This is a genomic window from Hydrogenophaga sp., from assembly GCF_050182545.1.
In the GTDB taxonomy this organism is placed as follows: domain Bacteria; phylum Pseudomonadota; class Gammaproteobacteria; order Burkholderiales; family Burkholderiaceae_C; genus Hydrogenophaga.
Window position 1 is genome coordinate 62,924 of sequence record NZ_JBFXCD010000010.1, and the last position, 15,705, is coordinate 78,628.

Annotated in this window: 18 protein-coding genes; 4 read left to right on the plus strand and 14 right to left on the minus strand. The window is 68.1% G+C overall.

The features are described 5' to 3' along the window. Nucleotides 1-10: 10 nt before the first annotated feature. Genes AB7P10_RS12405 through AB7P10_RS12420 form a run of 4 tightly spaced genes read right to left on the minus strand, consistent with a single transcriptional unit; the run spans nucleotide 11 to nucleotide 3,925 of the window. On the minus strand, nucleotides 11-1,000 hold the full coding sequence (locus AB7P10_RS12405; RefSeq protein ID WP_428294163.1) for a Bug family tripartite tricarboxylate transporter substrate binding protein: 990 nt from the start codon (nucleotides 998-1,000) through the stop codon (nucleotides 11-13). Continuing rightward, nucleotides 997-2,175: a CaiB/BaiF CoA transferase family protein gene (locus AB7P10_RS12410; protein ID WP_428294164.1), complete on the minus strand. Its 1,179-nt coding sequence runs from the start codon at nucleotides 2,173-2,175 to the stop codon at nucleotides 997-999. The genes AB7P10_RS12405 and AB7P10_RS12410 overlap by 4 nt, the downstream gene beginning before the upstream one ends. Nucleotides 2,176-2,185: 10 nt before the next feature. Beyond that, complete coding sequence (locus AB7P10_RS12415; RefSeq protein WP_428294165.1) at nucleotides 2,186-3,001, minus strand: citryl-CoA lyase; 816 nt, start codon at nucleotides 2,999-3,001, stop codon at nucleotides 2,186-2,188. Between the two features lie 27 nt (nucleotides 3,002-3,028). After that, a complete protein-coding gene (locus AB7P10_RS12420) occupies nucleotides 3,029-3,925 on the minus strand; it encodes a dioxygenase (protein ID WP_428294166.1) in 897 nt (298 codons plus the stop codon). A gap of 108 nt (nucleotides 3,926-4,033) precedes the next feature. Between AB7P10_RS12420 and AB7P10_RS12425 the strand changes: the two genes are divergently transcribed. Continuing rightward, the gene (locus AB7P10_RS12425) at nucleotides 4,034-4,921 is read left to right on the plus strand and encodes a LysR substrate-binding domain-containing protein (protein WP_428294167.1); all 888 of its coding nucleotides are present in this window, start codon (nucleotides 4,034-4,036) and stop codon (nucleotides 4,919-4,921) included. A gap of 323 nt (nucleotides 4,922-5,244) precedes the next feature. On the opposite strand, the gene AB7P10_RS12430 is transcribed toward AB7P10_RS12425, so the two are convergent. From AB7P10_RS12430 to AB7P10_RS12460, 7 genes are read right to left on the minus strand one after another with little or no spacing between them, the layout of a single operon-like run. After that, on the minus strand, nucleotides 5,245-5,829 hold the full coding sequence (locus AB7P10_RS12430) for a malonic semialdehyde reductase (RefSeq protein ID WP_428294168.1): 585 nt from the start codon (nucleotides 5,827-5,829) through the stop codon (nucleotides 5,245-5,247). Nucleotides 5,830-5,853: 24 nt separating this feature from the next. Beyond that, nucleotides 5,854-6,156, minus strand: a complete 303-nt coding sequence (locus tag AB7P10_RS12435) for a Dabb family protein (RefSeq protein ID WP_428294169.1) — start codon at nucleotides 6,154-6,156, stop codon at nucleotides 5,854-5,856. Beyond that, the gene (locus AB7P10_RS12440; protein WP_428294170.1) at nucleotides 6,153-6,455 is read right to left on the minus strand and encodes a YciI family protein; all 303 of its coding nucleotides are present in this window, start codon (nucleotides 6,453-6,455) and stop codon (nucleotides 6,153-6,155) included. Before AB7P10_RS12440 ends, AB7P10_RS12435 begins: the two co-directional genes overlap by 4 nt. Nucleotides 6,456-6,462: 7 nt before the next feature. Beyond that, the gene (locus AB7P10_RS12445) at nucleotides 6,463-7,785 is read right to left on the minus strand and encodes a TRAP transporter large permease (protein WP_428294171.1); all 1,323 of its coding nucleotides are present in this window, start codon (nucleotides 7,783-7,785) and stop codon (nucleotides 6,463-6,465) included. After that, nucleotides 7,782-8,339, minus strand: coding sequence for a TRAP transporter small permease subunit (locus AB7P10_RS12450; protein WP_428294172.1), 558 nt, complete (start codon nucleotides 8,337-8,339; stop codon nucleotides 7,782-7,784). Before AB7P10_RS12450 ends, AB7P10_RS12445 begins: the two co-directional genes overlap by 4 nt. A gap of 7 nt (nucleotides 8,340-8,346) precedes the next feature. Further along, nucleotides 8,347-9,468, minus strand: coding sequence for a C4-dicarboxylate TRAP transporter substrate-binding protein (locus AB7P10_RS12455; protein ID WP_428294173.1), 1,122 nt, complete (start codon nucleotides 9,466-9,468; stop codon nucleotides 8,347-8,349). A gap of 7 nt (nucleotides 9,469-9,475) precedes the next feature. Beyond that, complete coding sequence (locus AB7P10_RS12460) at nucleotides 9,476-10,318, minus strand: intradiol ring-cleavage dioxygenase (protein ID WP_428294174.1); 843 nt, start codon at nucleotides 10,316-10,318, stop codon at nucleotides 9,476-9,478. A gap of 122 nt (nucleotides 10,319-10,440) precedes the next feature. Here AB7P10_RS12460 and AB7P10_RS12465 point away from each other — a divergent pair, with 122 nt between their 5' ends. The 3 genes from AB7P10_RS12465 to AB7P10_RS12475 are packed head-to-tail and all read left to right on the plus strand — an operon-like array spanning nucleotide 10,441 to nucleotide 12,403. After that, entirely contained in the window at nucleotides 10,441-11,370 is a 930-nt protein-coding gene (locus AB7P10_RS12465) for a LysR family transcriptional regulator (protein ID WP_428294175.1), read from the plus strand. 12 nt (nucleotides 11,371-11,382) lie between these two features. After that, nucleotides 11,383-11,853, plus strand: coding sequence for a GNAT family N-acetyltransferase (locus tag AB7P10_RS12470; RefSeq protein ID WP_428294176.1), 471 nt, complete (start codon nucleotides 11,383-11,385; stop codon nucleotides 11,851-11,853). 19 nt (nucleotides 11,854-11,872) lie between these two features. Further along, entirely contained in the window at nucleotides 11,873-12,403 is a 531-nt protein-coding gene (locus tag AB7P10_RS12475; protein WP_428294177.1) for a hypothetical protein, read from the plus strand. 10 nt (nucleotides 12,404-12,413) lie between these two features. Here the strand turns inward: AB7P10_RS12475 and AB7P10_RS12480 are convergent, their stop codons facing one another. From AB7P10_RS12480 to AB7P10_RS12490, 3 genes are read right to left on the minus strand one after another with little or no spacing between them, the layout of a single operon-like run. After that, nucleotides 12,414-13,472 carry a maleylacetate reductase gene (locus tag AB7P10_RS12480; protein WP_428294178.1) on the minus strand — a complete coding sequence of 353 codons (1,059 nt, stop codon included), beginning with the start codon at nucleotides 13,470-13,472 and terminating at the stop codon, nucleotides 12,414-12,416. Beyond that, a complete protein-coding gene (locus AB7P10_RS12485) occupies nucleotides 13,469-14,338 on the minus strand; it encodes an NAD(P)-dependent oxidoreductase (protein WP_428294179.1) in 870 nt (289 codons plus the stop codon). Before AB7P10_RS12485 ends, AB7P10_RS12480 begins: the two co-directional genes overlap by 4 nt. 19 nt (nucleotides 14,339-14,357) lie before the next feature. Then, entirely contained in the window at nucleotides 14,358-15,698 is a 1,341-nt protein-coding gene (locus AB7P10_RS12490) for an amidohydrolase family protein (protein WP_428294180.1), read from the minus strand. Nucleotides 15,699-15,705 lie beyond the last annotated feature (7 nt).

A 15,705-nucleotide genomic window follows, 5' to 3' on the forward strand; every position in this document is an offset into this window, starting at 1 on the left:
ACCGAAAAACTCAATCCACCTGCGCGCCCGACTGGCGCACCAGCGCGGCCCACTTGGCCACCTCGGTGCGGCCGAACTCGGCCATGGCCGCGGGCGAGAGCGGGCGCTGCTCGACGCCCTGCGTGGCGAGCTTGCCCGCCACCTCGGCGCTGGCCAGCGTGCTCGCGGCGGCCTGGCGCAGGCGCGCCAGCGCGGGCTCGGGCGTGGCCGCCGGGGCGTACAACATGAACCAGGCCACCAGGTCGAAGTCGCTGCCGGTCTGCTCGGCAATCGAGGGCAGGTCGCGCGCGGCCGCACTGCGCTGTGCACTGGAGACGCCGAGCGCGCGCAGGCGCCCCGCCTGGATGTGGGGCAGCACCGCGGCCGGGTGGTAGAACATGAAGTCGGCACGGCCGCCCATCACGTCGTTCATCGCCATGCCGCCTTCCTTGTAGGGCACGTGCAGCATCTGACCACCCAGGCGCGCCTTGAGCAGTTCGCCCGCGAGATGGCCCGAGGTGCCGTTGCCGGCGGAGGCGAAGCTCACGCCCTGCCCTTGCGCGGCGCGCGCCTTCAGGTCGGCCAGCGTCTTCAGCGGGCCCTGCGCCGAAACCACCAGCATGGTGGGGGTGTAGCCCACCAGCGCCACCGGCGCGAAGTCCTTCAGCGGGTCGTAGGCCAGACTGCGGAACAGCGTGGCATTGATCGCGTGCGTGCCCACCGTGCCCATGAGGATCTGGTAGCCGTCGGCCGCGCCACGCGCGACCTGGCTGGTGCCCACCGTGCCGCCCGCGCCGGCGCGGTTCTCCACCACCATGGGCTGGCCCAGCTCGCGTGCCATGGCGTCGCCCACCACGCGCGAAATGATGTCGGTGGTGGTGCCGGGGCCAAAGGGCACGACCATGCGCACCGGTTTGTCCGGGAAGGCCTGGGCCCAGGCGGGCAGCGCCAGGCTGCCGGCAGCCGCGCCCAGCGCCAGCAAGGCGTCGCGGCGGGTGGGTCGTTGGAATCGCTCGGTCATGCAGTCTCCTTCTTGGGGGTGGGGTTGCCGTCGCCGGCGCCGGCCGCAGGCCAGCCGTTGGCAAACAGGGCGTTGTGCTCGCCCAGGGTGGGCGGTGGTTTCACGTGCAGGTTGCGCTGGCCGTCGAAGCTGATGGGCGAGCGCACCGTGCGCGAGTCGCCCATCTGCGGGTGGTGCGTGTCCACGAACAGTTGCAGGTGCTTCGCCTGCGGGTCGTCGGGCACCTCGTCGGTGCGGTACATGGGCGCGTGCGGCACGTCCTGCGCGAGCAGGCGCTCGCACCATTCGGTGCGTGGGCGGCGCTTGAAGATGTCGCGCAGCACAACAATGAGCTCGTCCTGGTTCGCGATGCGCGCGAAACGGTCGCAGAAGCGCTCGTCGTCGAAGATGTCGGGCTTGTCCATGGCCACCGCCAGGCCCTGCCAGAACTTCTCGGGCGAGGACATGTGCAGCGCGATCCAGTTGCCGCAGGCGCATTCGAGCACGTAGCTCTGCGACACGCTGGGCCGACTGTACGGGCCCATGACCTCGCCGACCGAGAACAGGTGCGTGAAGGCGTCGAGGTTGAAGTGCGCCATGGCCTCGAACATCGACACCTCCACCAGGCGCCCGCGCCCGGTGGCGTGGCGCTCGTGCAGCGCACCCAGGATGCCGAAGGCCGCGTAGTAGCCGGTCATGGCGTCGGCAATGGCCGGGCCCACCACGCGCGGGTTGGCGGGGTTCACCAGCAGGCGCAGGTAGCCGCTGGCGGCCTGGGCCACGGTGTCGTAGCTCGGGCGCGCGGCGGCCGGGCCGTCGGGGCCGAAGCCGCTGATGGCGCAGTAGATCAGGCGCGGGTTGAGCGCGCGCAGGCGCTCCTCGCCCGCCTGGATCTGAGCGGCGAAGCCGGGCCGGAAGTTCTGAATGTAGATGTCCGCGCCCCCGATCAGCTTGTCGAAGGTCTCGCGGTCCGCGGCCTGGCGCGTGTCCAGCGCCACGCTGTGCTTGTTGCGGTTGTAGGTCTGGTAGTGCGGGCTGTACAGGCCGCCCTTGAAGGCGCGGAACGGGTCGCCGGTGCCGGGCAGTTCCACCTTGACCACCTCGGCGCCCATGTCGGCCAGCACCATGGCAGCGGCCGGGCCGGTGATGAAGGTGCCGTGCTCGACGACGCGAAGGCCTTTGAGTACCTGGGTCATGCCGGGTGCCTCACGGTTTCTGGTCGGGCACGAAGCCCTCGGGCAGCGCGCCGGTGTAGCGCTGTTCGCGCGTGGCCTGGTACGACAGCGCGAAGCCGATGGGCTGCTCCAGCTCCTCGCTCATGTGGGCGATCAGCCCGGCGCAGCGCGCCAGCATGGGCACACCCTTGAGCGCGTTGAGCGGGAAGCCCACGCCCAGCAGCACCGCGGGAATGGCGGCCGACACGTTGAGCTTGAGGTCCTTGCCCACCACCTCGGGCAGCACGGCTTCGACCGCTTCGGCGATCTGCACGTAGCGCTGCCCCCCACCCGCCTGCTTCGACACGCGGAACAGTGCGGCCACGCGCGGGTCGCGCTCCTTGTGCACCGGGTGGCCGTAACCGGGCACGGCCTGCTTGCGCGCACGCCACTCGCCCACCACGGCGCGCGCGGCGGCGGTGATGTCACCCGCATGGTCTGGCGCGGCGCGGTCGATCTCGTCGAACAGGCGTCCGGCGGTTTCGGAGGCACCCAGAATCACCGAACCACAGCCCAGGATGCCAGCGGCCACCGCGCCCTGCAGCGCGTCGGGTGCGGCGGCCAGTGTCATGCGCGCGGCCTGCACGCTGGGCACCAGGCCGTGCTCGGCAATCGCCACCAGCGTGGCGTTGAGCACGGCGCTGGCCGGCGCGTCGGGCCGCCGGCCGGTGAGCAGCAGGTAGAAGTAGTCGGCGAAATTGACCTGGCCGATCAGGTCCTGGCACAGGTCCTGGCCGCGCACCACGATGGCGTCGGGGTTGTGGGCGCAGATCGCCGAATGGGGCACGGTGGCCTTGCCAATCTTCACGGGGTTCTCCGTTGGGGTTCGTATGCCTCAGGCCTGCGGCACAAGGCGGAAGTCGTAGGTGGCGCTGTGGTACGGCACGCTCATCTGGCGGCCGTCGGGCGCGGTGCCGGGCTCGTGCCGCGCGAACGGCACGATCAGGCTGTCGCGCACGCCAAAGACGGCGTCCGAATCCAGATAGGGGCTGTCGGCCACGAACAGGTGGGTGGTCACGGTCTGGTGGCCGGGGGCGTAGACCTTCATGTGAATGTGGCCAGGGCGGTTGGGGTGGCGCCCCATGCGGCGCAGCATGGCGCCCACCGGGCCGTCGTCCGGCACCGGGTAGAACGAGGGTTTGATCGACCAGAAGCGGTAGCGGCCCTGTTCGTCGGTGTGGAAGCGCGCGCGCAGCCGCATGCCGGCGTCGTCGCCCATCTGCATGTCGTACACGCCGTCGCCATCGCCGGACCACACATCCAGACAGCAGTTGGCGATGGGCCGGCCCGCTGTGTCGATCACCATGCCGTGGTAGTAAGCCGGTTCGCCCGGCATCTGTTCACCGATGTCGCTGCCCAGCGCCAGTTCGGGTGCGCCTTCCCAGTAGAAAGGGCCCTGCACCGTGGCTTCGGTGGGCTTGACCGCGCTGGTGCCGCGCGCCTCGAACGCGCGCGCCGCCTTGAGCTGGTTGAGCGCCACCACCAGCATGGAGATGCCCAGCGTGTCCGACAACAGGATGAACTCCTGGCGCTTGTCGTCGCAGGTCTTCCCGGTCGCGGTGAGGAAGCCGATGGCCTCCATCCACTCGCTTTCGCTGAGTTCGACCTCGCGCACGAAGGCGTGGGCGTGGCGCACCAGCGCCGTCATCACCTGTTTGAAGCGGGGGTCGTTGCAGTCGGTCATGCGGTCCAGCACCGCCTGCGTGATGTCGTCGGCTTCGAGTTGAGCCATGGCTTGTCTCCTGTTTATGGTGGCAGTCTAGGGAATAGGTGATGGCGATGGAAGTGATGTTTTTCGACCGCTATCATCGATGCCATCGATGATGTCAACGGGCATGACATGGAACTCCGACACGTTCGCTATTTCGACGCCGTGGCCGACACGCTGAACTTCACGCGCGCGGCCGAGCGCCTGCACGTGACACAGTCCACCCTGTCGCACCAGATCCGGCAACTGGAGGAGGAACTGGGCCTGGTGCTGTTCGACCGGGGCCACAAGCGGGTGGCGCTGACCGAGGCCGGGGAGATGCTGCGCAGCCACCTGGTGCCGGCACTGCAGCAGATCGACCGCGGCCTGCAGGCGCTCAGCCGCGCGCCCGAAGCGGTATCCGGCGAGCTGCGCATCGGCACCACGCACAGCTTCAACACCCGGCTGGTGCCACTGTGCGTGTCGTCCTTCCTGGCTTACCACCCGGGCATGCGCGTGACGGTGGAGGAGCTCTCGGCCGAGCTGATTGCCCGGCGCATCGCCAGCGGCCACCTGGACCTGGGCGTGTCGTACCGGCCGCAGGACCGGCCCGAGCTCTGGTTCGAACCGCTCTACAACGAAGAGCTGCGCCTGGTGGTGGCCGACAAGCACCCTTTCGCGAAGCGGCGGCGCGTGCGCATGATCGAACTCAACCACTGCCGCATGGTGTTGCTGCCGCCGCAGTTCTCCACCCGCAAGCTGCTGAACGACTGCTTCGAGGCGGCCAGCGCTCAACCGCTGGTGATCGCGCAACTCAACTCGATCGCGCCCATGCTCGAGCTCATCCGCCAGACCGACCTGGCCGGCATCATCGCCGAGACCGCCGTCTCGCCGTCGACCGGGCTGCGCGTGGTGCCGCTGGAAGACCCGACGCCGATCCGCACGCCGGGCCTGCTGTGGAAAAAGGGGGGCAACCGGTCGCCGACGGTCAAGCACATGGCGTCGGTGATCCGTCGGGCCGCGTCGGGGCATGCGGGGTGATGCCTCGCGGGCCTTGTGGGCGAGCCGAGGGCCTGGGGCCTGCCTTGGGCCCTCGGCCAGTGAGGTGCTGGCGCGCCTACCACGCAACTTGTCAGGGCGGTGCCCCTGGCCCTGGCGGCGCATAGGCAGTGCCGAGGAGCACAGGGCCATCAGGTCGCCGCGCGCAGCGCGGTCAAGTTCGCATGTTTGAGCGGAGCGAGTTTGCGAACTTGCCTGATGGACCGCGCACCGCAGGGGACCCGTCGCGCAGCGATGGGCGCTGCATCTAAGCCGACAGGGCCAGGGGCGCCGCCCTGACTCCGCCCATCCCTTGGCCAGAAACCTCAGAGCACCCGACACGCCTCGTCAAACCCCAACCGCGCATTGCGATCAAACAGCTTGGTGTCGTCGCCGTAGCCCAGGTTGATGAGGAAGTTGGCGCGCCAGCGCCCGTCGGGGAAGAACTCAGCGTTCACCTTGGCCAGGTCCACGCCGCTCATGGGACCGCAGTCCAGCCCGAGAGCACGCGCGGCAATGATGAAGTAGCCCCCGCCCAGCGTGCCGTTGCGCGCGGCCGTGGCCTCGGCCAGTGCCGGGTTGCTTTCGAAGTTCTCCTTCGCACCTTCGCGGTGCCACACCTTGGGCATGAACTCGTAGAAGCGCGTGTCGGTGGCCACGATCACCGTCACCGGCGCGGCGCGCGTCTTGTCCAGGTTGCCCGGAGTGAGCGCGGGCAGCAGGCGCGCGCGCGACTCCGCCGTCTTCAGGAACACGTAGCGCGTCGGCTGCGTGTTCATGGACGTCGGCCCCATGCGCGCGATGTCATAGACCTGCCGAAGGAGCTCGTCGGGCACGGGTTTATCGATGAAGCCGTTGGCGGTGCGCGCCTTGAGGAAGATCTGGTCGAGGGCTTTCGCGTCGATGGTCATGAAGAGTTTCAGTTGGGTTGGTGTTCAAGGAGATTCAAAGTCCACCTGATGGCGTGTGATGCGCAGGCCTTCGAGTTCGCGGCGCACACGCAGGTGTTCGGGGTGGTCGGCATAGGCTTCGAGCGCCTGGCGCGACTCGAACTCGGAATACAGCACCACGTCGCAGGCGTAGTCGACCCGGCTCACGTCCAGGCCGATCTCCAGCCGCAGCAGACCGGGAATGCGAGCACCCAGGCCCTCGAAGGCGGCCTTGAGGCGCTGCGCATTGCGCTGCTTCTCCTCGGCGTTGTCGCCCAGGAGGTTCCACATGACGATGTGCTTGATCATGCGGGTGGGAACCCGGCCTTCTGAGGCCACAGGTTGGCAAAGGCGTGCACGGTGACGCCCGCGTACAGGCCGGCCATGAAGAACGGCTCCTGCGCCAGCCAGCGCTGCGCGGCCTCGCGGTCGGGGAAATCGATGGCCAGCAAGCTGCCCACCATGGTCACGCCGTCGTCGGCCAGCAGCGGGCCGGCAAACGCCATGCGATCGGCCTGCTGCGCCAGGTAGGCCTTGTGCTTCGGCCGCACGGTCTGGCGCAGCTCGCCCGCGCCGGGTTTGTCGAGCAGGTGAAAGATGTAGATCATGAAAGCCTCACATGCGGGCCAGCCACGTGGACAGGCCCGGGAACACGGCGAACAGGAACAGCGCGGCGATCATCACCAGCACGAAGGGCAGCGTGCCGGCGAAGATGTCGCGGATGGTGATGCGTGGGTCGTTGATCGCCGACTTCACGGTGTAGACGGACACCCCGAACGGCGGCGTGAGCAGCCCGATCTCCACCGCGACCACCGTGAGCACGCCGAACCAGATCAGGTCCATGCCGAATTCGCGCGCCACCGGCAGCACGATGGGCAGCATGATGAGCATGATCGAGACCGAGTCGATGATGCAGCCCAGCGCGATCACGATGACCAGGTAGGCCAGCAGGAAGGCCCAGGGGCCCAGGCCCATCTCGGTGATGCCGGTGGTGATGGCCGCGGGCATGCCAGTGAGTGCCAGCATGCGGCTGTAGAGCGAGGCCGCCGCGATCAGGAACAGCACCGAGACCGAGACGAAGCCGGTCTCCACCAGCACGTTCCACAGCTTGCGCCAGGTCAGGCGCCGGCGCAGCAGCGCGATGGCGAACGCGCCCGCCGCGCCCACGGCACCGGCCTCGGTGGGTGTGAAGATGCCGCCGTACAGGCCACCGAGCACCAGCACCACCAGCGTGAGGATAGGCAGGAACTTCACCGCCGCCGTCGCCGCCGTCTCCTGCTGCGCCTCCCCGTCCGGTGCGCGCTGGACGCCACCGGTGAAGATCTTGGTCGGCCAGAAGTAGGCGAAGCCGAGGATGAGCGCGGCAAAACCCAGGGCCAGGCACAGGCCGGGCAGGATGCCGGCGAGGAACATGCGGCCGATCGACTCCTCGGCGATCACCCCGTAGATGATCATCAGCAGCGAGGGCGGGATCAGCATGCCCAGCACCGAGGAGCCCGCAACCACGCCCACCGAGAAGCGTGGCGTGTAGCCGTGGCGCATCATCTCGGGCACGGCCACCTTGGTGAACACCGAGGCCGAGGCGATGGAGATGCCGGTGATGGCGGCGAACACCGCGTTCGCCCCCACCGTGGCCAGGCCCAGGCCGCCCTTGAGCCGCCGCAGCAACCACTGGAACACGTCGAAGGTGTCGCGCCCCACCCCGGAGACACTCACGAACATGCCCATGAGCACGAACAGCGGCACCACACCGAAGAGGTAGTCGCGGATCGCGTCGTTGGCGGAGGCGCCCACGAAGCGCGCGGCGATCTCAGGCGAACGGATGAACAGCACGCTGACGAACGAGGTGACGATGAGCGCCACGCCGATGTGCATGCCCAGCACGATGGCCACGAGCATGACGCCGATGGCCATGAAACCGATGCCGAGGTCGCTCATGCCGTGCTCCTGCGGCTGTCGATCATGTCCTGCCAGGCCAGCAGAAGGTACTGCAACGTCGCCAGCGACGCGCCCACCACCACCACCAGCCGCATCGGCCAGGTGGGGAAGGTGAACAGGCCCTCGATGCCCAGGAACTCGTTGTTGTTCCAGGAACGCAGCAGCAGCGGCCAGGTGGCGTAGGCGATGACACCGCACGCGAACACACCGAACAGCGAGAACACCGCGCGCAGACGCCGCCCGCCGCGCGGGTTGCGCAGCAGGTAAGGGTCCAGGAACAGGTCGGCGCGCGACATGCGGCCATGGCGCAGCGTGGCCGGCAGCTGCAGGAAGACGATGATGATGATGGAGGTAGCCACCATCTCGGACACGCCTTCGATCGGCTGGTTGAACAGGTTGCGCATGAGCACGTCGGCGCACATGAGCACCATGGTGGCCGCGATCACCAGCGAGCCCAGGCCGTTGAGCCCGTCGATCAGATGGCCCAGCGGACTGGACCGCGCCGCGGAGGGCGGTGGTCCTTCGTCGAGGTTGGTGTTGGCTTCAAAGCTCATGCCGCGCTCACAACTCCTTGTCCCAGTCGCGCAAAGGTTTGGCGCCGCGCTTGCGCAGTTCCTCCAGGTAGGTTTTCACGATCTGCGCCGACGGTCCCCGCGAGGCATTGGCCTTGGCCCAGTCGGCCGCGATGTTAGGCATGGTCTTCGCCCACTTCTCCCGCTCACCGGGAGCCATCGGCGCGATCTTCACCGGCACGGCCTGTTTGGCGCCCTGCTCGCCGATGGCCTTGAGCGCCGCCTCGTAGCGCTGCATGAGCGTATCGCCCAGCACGCGCGAGTACTCCAGGCCCACGTCCTTCACGATCTTCTGCACCTCGGGCGGCAGCGCGCCGAAGCTGTCCTTGTTCATGGCCATGCCACCGTTGTAGAGCGCGCCAATGTCCACCGTGGTCACATACGGCGCCACTTCATACACCTTGCTGGGCAGGATGCCGGTGGCAATCGAGATCGTGCCCTCGCTCACGCCGGTCTGGATGTCGGTGTAGTAGCTGGTGAGCGAGCCGTCCACCGGCACCGCACCAGAACCCTTGAGCCACAGGCCCAGCGCACCAGGCGCCGAGAGCTTCTTGCCATTCAGGTCGGCATAGGTGCTGATGGGGGTCTTGGTGAACAGGTGGTAGGTGTCCACGCCGCTGGCACCCAGGAACACCAGGTTGTTGCGGTCCCACTCGGCCTTGAGCGCCGGCACCTTCTCGTTCATTTCGTTGGCCACCTGCAGCAGGGTGCGCACGTCGCCCGTGGCAAAGGGCGTGACGGTGGCGAACTGGGTCAGCGGCATCTTGGCCGCCTCGAGGTTGGCGAACACCCAGCCGATGTCGGCAATGCCCGAGCCCACGCTGGTGAGCGTGGCGTTCATCTTGTAGAGCTGGCCGCCGTAGGCTTCCTTCCACTCGATCTTGTAGCCCTTGCCCAGGGCCTCCACGCGCTTGTTCACCTCGGGCACGAACAGCGTGCTCATCAGACCCACCCAGGGCAGCGTGGTCGGGTGGCTGGACGCGATCGTCAGCTTGAAGGTCTGCTGCGCCTGCGCGCTGCCCAGTCCCGCCGCGGTCAAGGCCGCCACCAGAGCGGTCGTCACGAAGGCACGTTTCTTCATCTTCATCATGGTCTTGTCTCCTGTTGTCATGGGCCTCTCAGGCCGTGGTTTTCTGCACCGGGTTGAGCACAAAATCGAAATCGAGGGTGAAGCTGCCGTCGGGCTGCTCCAGCCAGTCGGCCACGAGCGACTGGCGCACGCCGAACACCGCGTCGGAGTCGAGGTAACGGTCGCCGTTGCGGAACACATGGGTCACCAGCGTCTGGTAGCCGGGCGCCTTGATCATGAAATGCAGGTGTGCCGGCCGCCACGGGTGGCGCCCCGTGGCCTTGAGCATGTCGCCCACCGGGCCGTCGTCGGGGATCGGATAGGACTCGGCCACCACGCTGCGGAAGTGGAAGCGCCCGTCGGCACCGCTGCGCAGCACGCCACGCGCCTGTGCGTGCTCCAGGCCCTCGCGCTGCACGTCGTAGTTGCCGTCGGCATCGGCTTGCCACACGTCGATCTCGGCGTCGGCAATGGCCTCGCCGCCCAGGCCGCGCACGCTGCCGCGCACCACGCAGGGCACGCCCGGCGCGCCATTGGCCACGTCGTCCCCGTGCTCGTAGTGCGGCGCGCCTTCCACATGGAAGGGCCCGAACACCGTGGATTCGGTGCAGCCGGCGGGCTTGTCGTTGTTCAGCGCCACGGTGAGCATGGACAGGCCCAGCGTGTCCGACAGCAGGATGAACTCCTGGCGCTGGCCGTCGCACTTGTGGCCGGTGGCGGTGAGGAATTCAATGCCCTGCATCCACTCGGCCTCGGTCAGCTTGACCTCGCGCGCAAAGGCGTGCAGGTGCTGCACCAGGCTGGTCATGACCTGCTTGAGGCGCGCATCCGGCGTCTGTGCCATGCGCGCGAGCACCGCCTGGGTGATGTTGTACTGGTCGAGGTTTCTCAACGCGTGTCTCCTGATCGCCTGCACGCGATGAGCAGGCCCGGCACAATGTAGACCCAGGGAGCGCGGCGAAAAATGCCTGAGACAAAAATGACTTTTCCGTCAGGCGCAACAAAGAGGAGACCATGGACCGCTGGACCGAAATCGAACTGTTCGTGCAGGTGGCCGAAACCGGCAGCCTGAGCCGTGCGGCAGAACTGCTCAACCTCTCCAACGCCAGCGCCAGCCGCCACCTGGCCGCGCTGGAGGAGCGCCTGGGCGTGCGCCTGGTGGAACGCAACACGCGCCGGCTCTACCTCACCGACACCGGGCAGGAATTCTTCCAGCGCGCGCGCAACATCCTGGGCGACCTGCGCGACGCCGAGTCCGACGTCAACGCCGCCGCGCTCAACCCCACCGGCGTGCTGCGCGTGACGGCCTCGCTTTCGTTCTCCATGCACCACATTGCGCCGCTGCTGCGCGAATACACCGAGCGCTACCCCAACGTGACGGTGCACGTGGAAGCGGCCAACCGCTACCTGGACATCATCGACAACAACATCGACGTGGCCATCCGCAACCGCGAGTACGAACCCGACAGCAACATCACCATCCGCCGCCTGGCCGAGACGCGGCGCATCCTGGTGGCCTCACCGGGCTACCTCGCGCGCCACGGCGTGCCCAAGGAACTGGACGACCTGCAGCGGCACAAGCTGCTGATCTACATCCACGCCAACAACCCCAACGAATTGCGCTTCACCCGCGGCGACGAGCAGCGCACGGTGAACGTGAAGGGCCTGCTGGAGAGCAACGACGGCCAGATCCTGCGCGCCGCCGCGCTCGACGGCATGGGCATCCTGATCCAGCCCAGCTACATCGTCTACGACGACGTGGTGGCCGGCCGCCTCGTGCCCATGCTCGACGACTGGGACCTGCCCCACCTCACCATCAACCTGGCCTACCCCAGCCGCAAGCACCTCAGCGCCAAGGTGCGCACCTTCATCGACTTCATGGCCGCGCACTTCAAGAAGATGGACTACGAGCGGAAATGGACGGGGCGGTTTGTGGTGTATTGAGGCCAGGCCCACATGAATGCCACGATCCGCCCCTTCTGCATAGGCGAAGAAGCCGCCCTCTACCGGGTGCACCATGGCGCCGTCCACCGCGTCGCCTCGCGCGACTACACGCCCGAACAACTGAGCGCCTGGGCACCACCCGAACCCGACCATGAAGCCTGGACGATCAAGATGCGCACTCTGCGCCCGTTCGTGGCCGAGGTCGACGGTCTCATCGCGGGCTATGCCGATGTGCAAGCGTCCGGCTACATCGTGCATTTCTTCGTTTCCGCCGACTTTCCGCGGCAGGGTGTGGGCCGCATGCTGATGGACCGCATCCACGAACAGGCCACCCATCTCGGCATCGCCGAACTCGTCTCGGACGTCAGCAGAACCGCCCAACCCTTCTTTGCTGCCTTCGGCTTCGAGGTCGTGGAACACCGTTTCGCCGTGCGCCGGGGCGTCACCATTCCCAATGCGCTCATGCGCAAGGCCCTGGCCTGACTGGTTCAACAGGATCGCGATGCCTTCCATACACACCAGAGAACTTCCGGCCGATGCCCTGCTCGGCAAGTACCGCGAGAACGGCGCCTACACCGACTGCTATGCCGTGGACGTGGGTCGGGTGGTCTCGCAGGCCGCGTACGTCGAGGCCTTCTACACCTCGGCGGTGTTCAAGATCGAGAGGCAGTTGCTGGCCTGGTTCGTGTCGAAACCGGCCACCGATCATCAAGCGAGCCTGCTCGCCAACGGCCAGTTAGACGCCTTTTCGGCCTGGACGGTTGAGGGTCGAGCGGCGAATCAGCTGCTGCTCTGCGATTTCCAGGGCCGCACGCGCTCCTGGCTGATGCGTGCACCGGTCGATGTCAACGGATCGCCGGGCACCCGCCTGTACTTCGGTTCGGCGGTGGTGCCGGTGCGGGACCAGCGCACGGGCCAGGCAACGATGGGGTGGGTGTTTCGTGCTCTGCTCGGCTTTCACAAGTTGTACTCGCGCGTGCTGATGCGGGCTGCCGTTGCCCGTCTGGTGCAACCGACCACCGGGGATCCGTGACACCGCCCGATCACCCCGGCCTCCTCCCCTCAAACGCCTCCTGCAACAACCCCCGAATCGCCCCCCGCCCCAGCCCCCTCGGGTTCGGGTACTGGTTGCTCATGGCGATGTCGCAGGCCTTGTCCAGGTCCTCGGCCTTCATGCCGATGTCGCGCAGTGCCACCGGCGCACCGTTGGATTTCGCCAGGTCGTACACCGCCTGCGCGGCGTTGGTTCCGCCCAGGGCGCGTGCGATGCGTTCCATCGCCAGCGGCGCAGCGGCGGCGTTGTAGGCCAGCGCGTGTGGCAGCACGATGGTGTGCGTTTCGGCGTGTGGCAGATTGAAGCTGCCGCCCAGGGTGTGGCACAGCTTGTGGTGCAGGGCCATGCCGACCGAGCCGAGCACGATGCCGCAGAGCCAGGCGCCGTAGAGTGCGTCGCCGCGTGCCTCCACGTCCTGCGGGTCGGCGACGATGCGCGGCAGCGCACGGCCGATGGCGGCGATGCCCTCCTCGGCCATCAGGTCCACCACCGGGTTGCCCTCCACCGAGTACAGGCCTTCGGCCGCGTGCGCGATGGCGTTGATGCCGCTGGTCACGCTCAAGCCCACGGGCAGGCTCAGGGTGAGTTCGGGGTCGTAGATCACGCTGCGCGGCAGCACGCGCATATCCTTGCCGGTTTTCTTCAGACCGGCTTCGGTGATGCCGTAGATGGGCGTCATCTCCGAACCGGCGTAGGTGGTGGGGATGGCGAGGATGGGCAGGCCCGAGTCGAGCGCGATCGCCTTGCCCAGGCCGGTGGTGGAGCCGCCGCCAATGGCCACGGCACAGTCGGCGCCCAGGCGGCGCGCCTCGTCGCGCGCCTCGCGCGCGGTCTCGATCGGCACGTGCATCACCGCGCGGTCGAAGATGCCGGCGGCGCGATCGCCCAGCAAGGCCGCCACGCGCTCGGCAGAAGCGCGCTGCTCCGGCGTGCAGAGCACCAGTGCGCGCTGCGCGCCCATGGCCTCGATGGCCTGCGGCAGCTGGGCCAGCGCACCGGCGCCGAACACCACGCGCGAAGGCAGGCCCTGGTAGACGAACGACCTCATGGCACCAGCCCCGCGCTGCGCTGCACCGCCTTGATGATGGCGGCGTAATCGTCGCCCGCGTCGCCCTGCGCCTGCGCCGCGGCCATCAGCTGGCGCGTCATCGCGGTTTGCGGCACGGGTACCTCGCAGGCGGCGGCTTCGGCCAGGATCAGGTCCAGGTCCTTGTTCATCTGCGTGACCGTGAAGGTGGGCGTGTAGTCATTCTTCGACAGCTGCACCGCCTTGGCCTTGAGGATGGGCGAGGCCACGGCGCTGGCGCCGAGCACGGCCCACATGTCTTGCCAGGCCAGGCCGCCTTTCTGCCCCAGCGTGAGGCCTTCGGCCAGCATGGCGCTGGTCTGCGCGATCAGCAGGTTCACCACCAGCTTCATCAGGCGCGCCTGCTCACCCGTGCCCAGGTAGAAATGGTTCGGGCCCCAGCAGCGCAGCAGCGGCAGCAGTCGCTCGTGCACGGCCTGTGGGCCAGAGGCCATCACCGTGAGCTGCGCCGCCTCGGCCATGTGGTTGTTGCCCGAGACCGTGGTGCGCAGGTAGTCCACGCCGGCCGCCGCACAGGCCTGCGCGACCTCGGCCGATGCCGCCTGCGACACGGTGCTGGTGTCCACGTAAACGCCACCGCGCGGCAGCGTGGCCGCCACGGCCGCGCCGACGCTGCGCAGGGCGCCGTCGTGCGGCAGCGACGACATCACCACGCTGGCCGACGCCAGTGCGTCCGGGCTGGCGGGCTTGAGGCCGCGCGCGGCCGCCAGCTCCAGGCGGCCCGCATCCGGGTCGCTCACGGTCACGGCATGGCCCGCGGCGTGCAGGTGGCTGGCCATGGGCAGGCCCATCTTGCCGACACCAATGAAATGGATGGATGCGCTCATGCGGGATGTTCCTGCGTGTTCACAGGCCCATGGCCTGCGTGATCTTCTGGCCCGACTGCGTCAGGCGCTCCAGCAGCGAAGGGATGTCGGCACCGAGCACGCGCCCGTCGCGCTTGCGCCACTGGCCGGCGACCATCACGCTCTCGATGTTGGCCAGCGAGGCCTGCAACACCACGGCACTCACCGCGTCGTGCACCGGCTGCATGTTCAGCGTGTCGGCGCGGACCAGCACCAGGTCGGCCTGCTTGCCCGGCGCCAGGCTGCCGATGCGGTCCTGCTGCTTGAGCATGCGCGCGCCCTCGATCGTGACCCAGCCCAGCGCCTCGCGCGTGGTGATGGTGGAGGTGGGCGGAATGCTGCCGTGCGCTTCGCGGTGGGCCACGTTGTCCAGGCTGCGCTGGATGCCCAGAGCGATGCGCGCCTGGCTGAGCATGTCGCCGCTCATCACGCTCTCCAGGTCCACGCCCAGCGATGGCGCACGGCCCAGCGCGCGCAGGCGCCCCGTGAGCGGGTGGCCATGGCCTTGCGACATCTCGCTCTCGGCTGCGGCGGAAAAGCTCATGCCAAGTTCGCAGAAGCGCGCCAGTTGTGCGTCGGTGAGCGCATGGCCGTGCACGATGTTGATGTGCGACCCGAGCAGGCCGGCCGCCTCCAGCCGCTCCCAGCCGTCGGGCGTGCGCGCGGGGCCGCCCCCCTGGTGCATGGAGGCGATCAGGCCCAGCTCCTGCGCCATGCGAAAGTCGTGCATGGCCACGTCCAGCGTGCTGTAGTGCGGGCCCAGCACGGCGGCGTGGATGCTCAGCAACGGCTCGCCCGCGTGGGCCTTGAGCAGGCGCTCGACCTCGGCGCGCGGGTGTGGCTGCTCCCAGAAAGGGGTCTCGCCGGGTCTCGGGTCGGGTTTGGGTGTGCCGTGGAAGAAGGCCGCGCGGATGCCGGACTGCAGCAGCGCGGCCACCGCCGCGTCGTTGTGCGCGGGCGTTGGGTTGTTGTGGCACCAGTCCACCAGCGTGGTGGTGCCGCAGTTGAGCTGGTTGAGCGCGCCCACGAGCGTGGCAATGTGCAGGTCTTCAGGCGCGAACACGGTGGCCAGGCCGGCGTGCATGTTCTTGAAGTACTGCAACAGCGTCCAGTTGGCGGCCACGCCGCGCAGGGCGGTCTGCCAGGTGTGCATGTGGGCGTTGATGAAACCCGGCACCAGAATGCAGCCGCTGGCGTCGACCACCTGGGCGTCGTCAACGGCCAGCTGCGGTGCAATGGCTTCGATGGTGTCGCCGGCCACCAGCAGGTCACCAACAGGCAGGTCACCCTGCGCGTCCATGGTGACGATGCTGGCACCGCGGATGAGCGTGCGCTGTGCCATGCCCGGC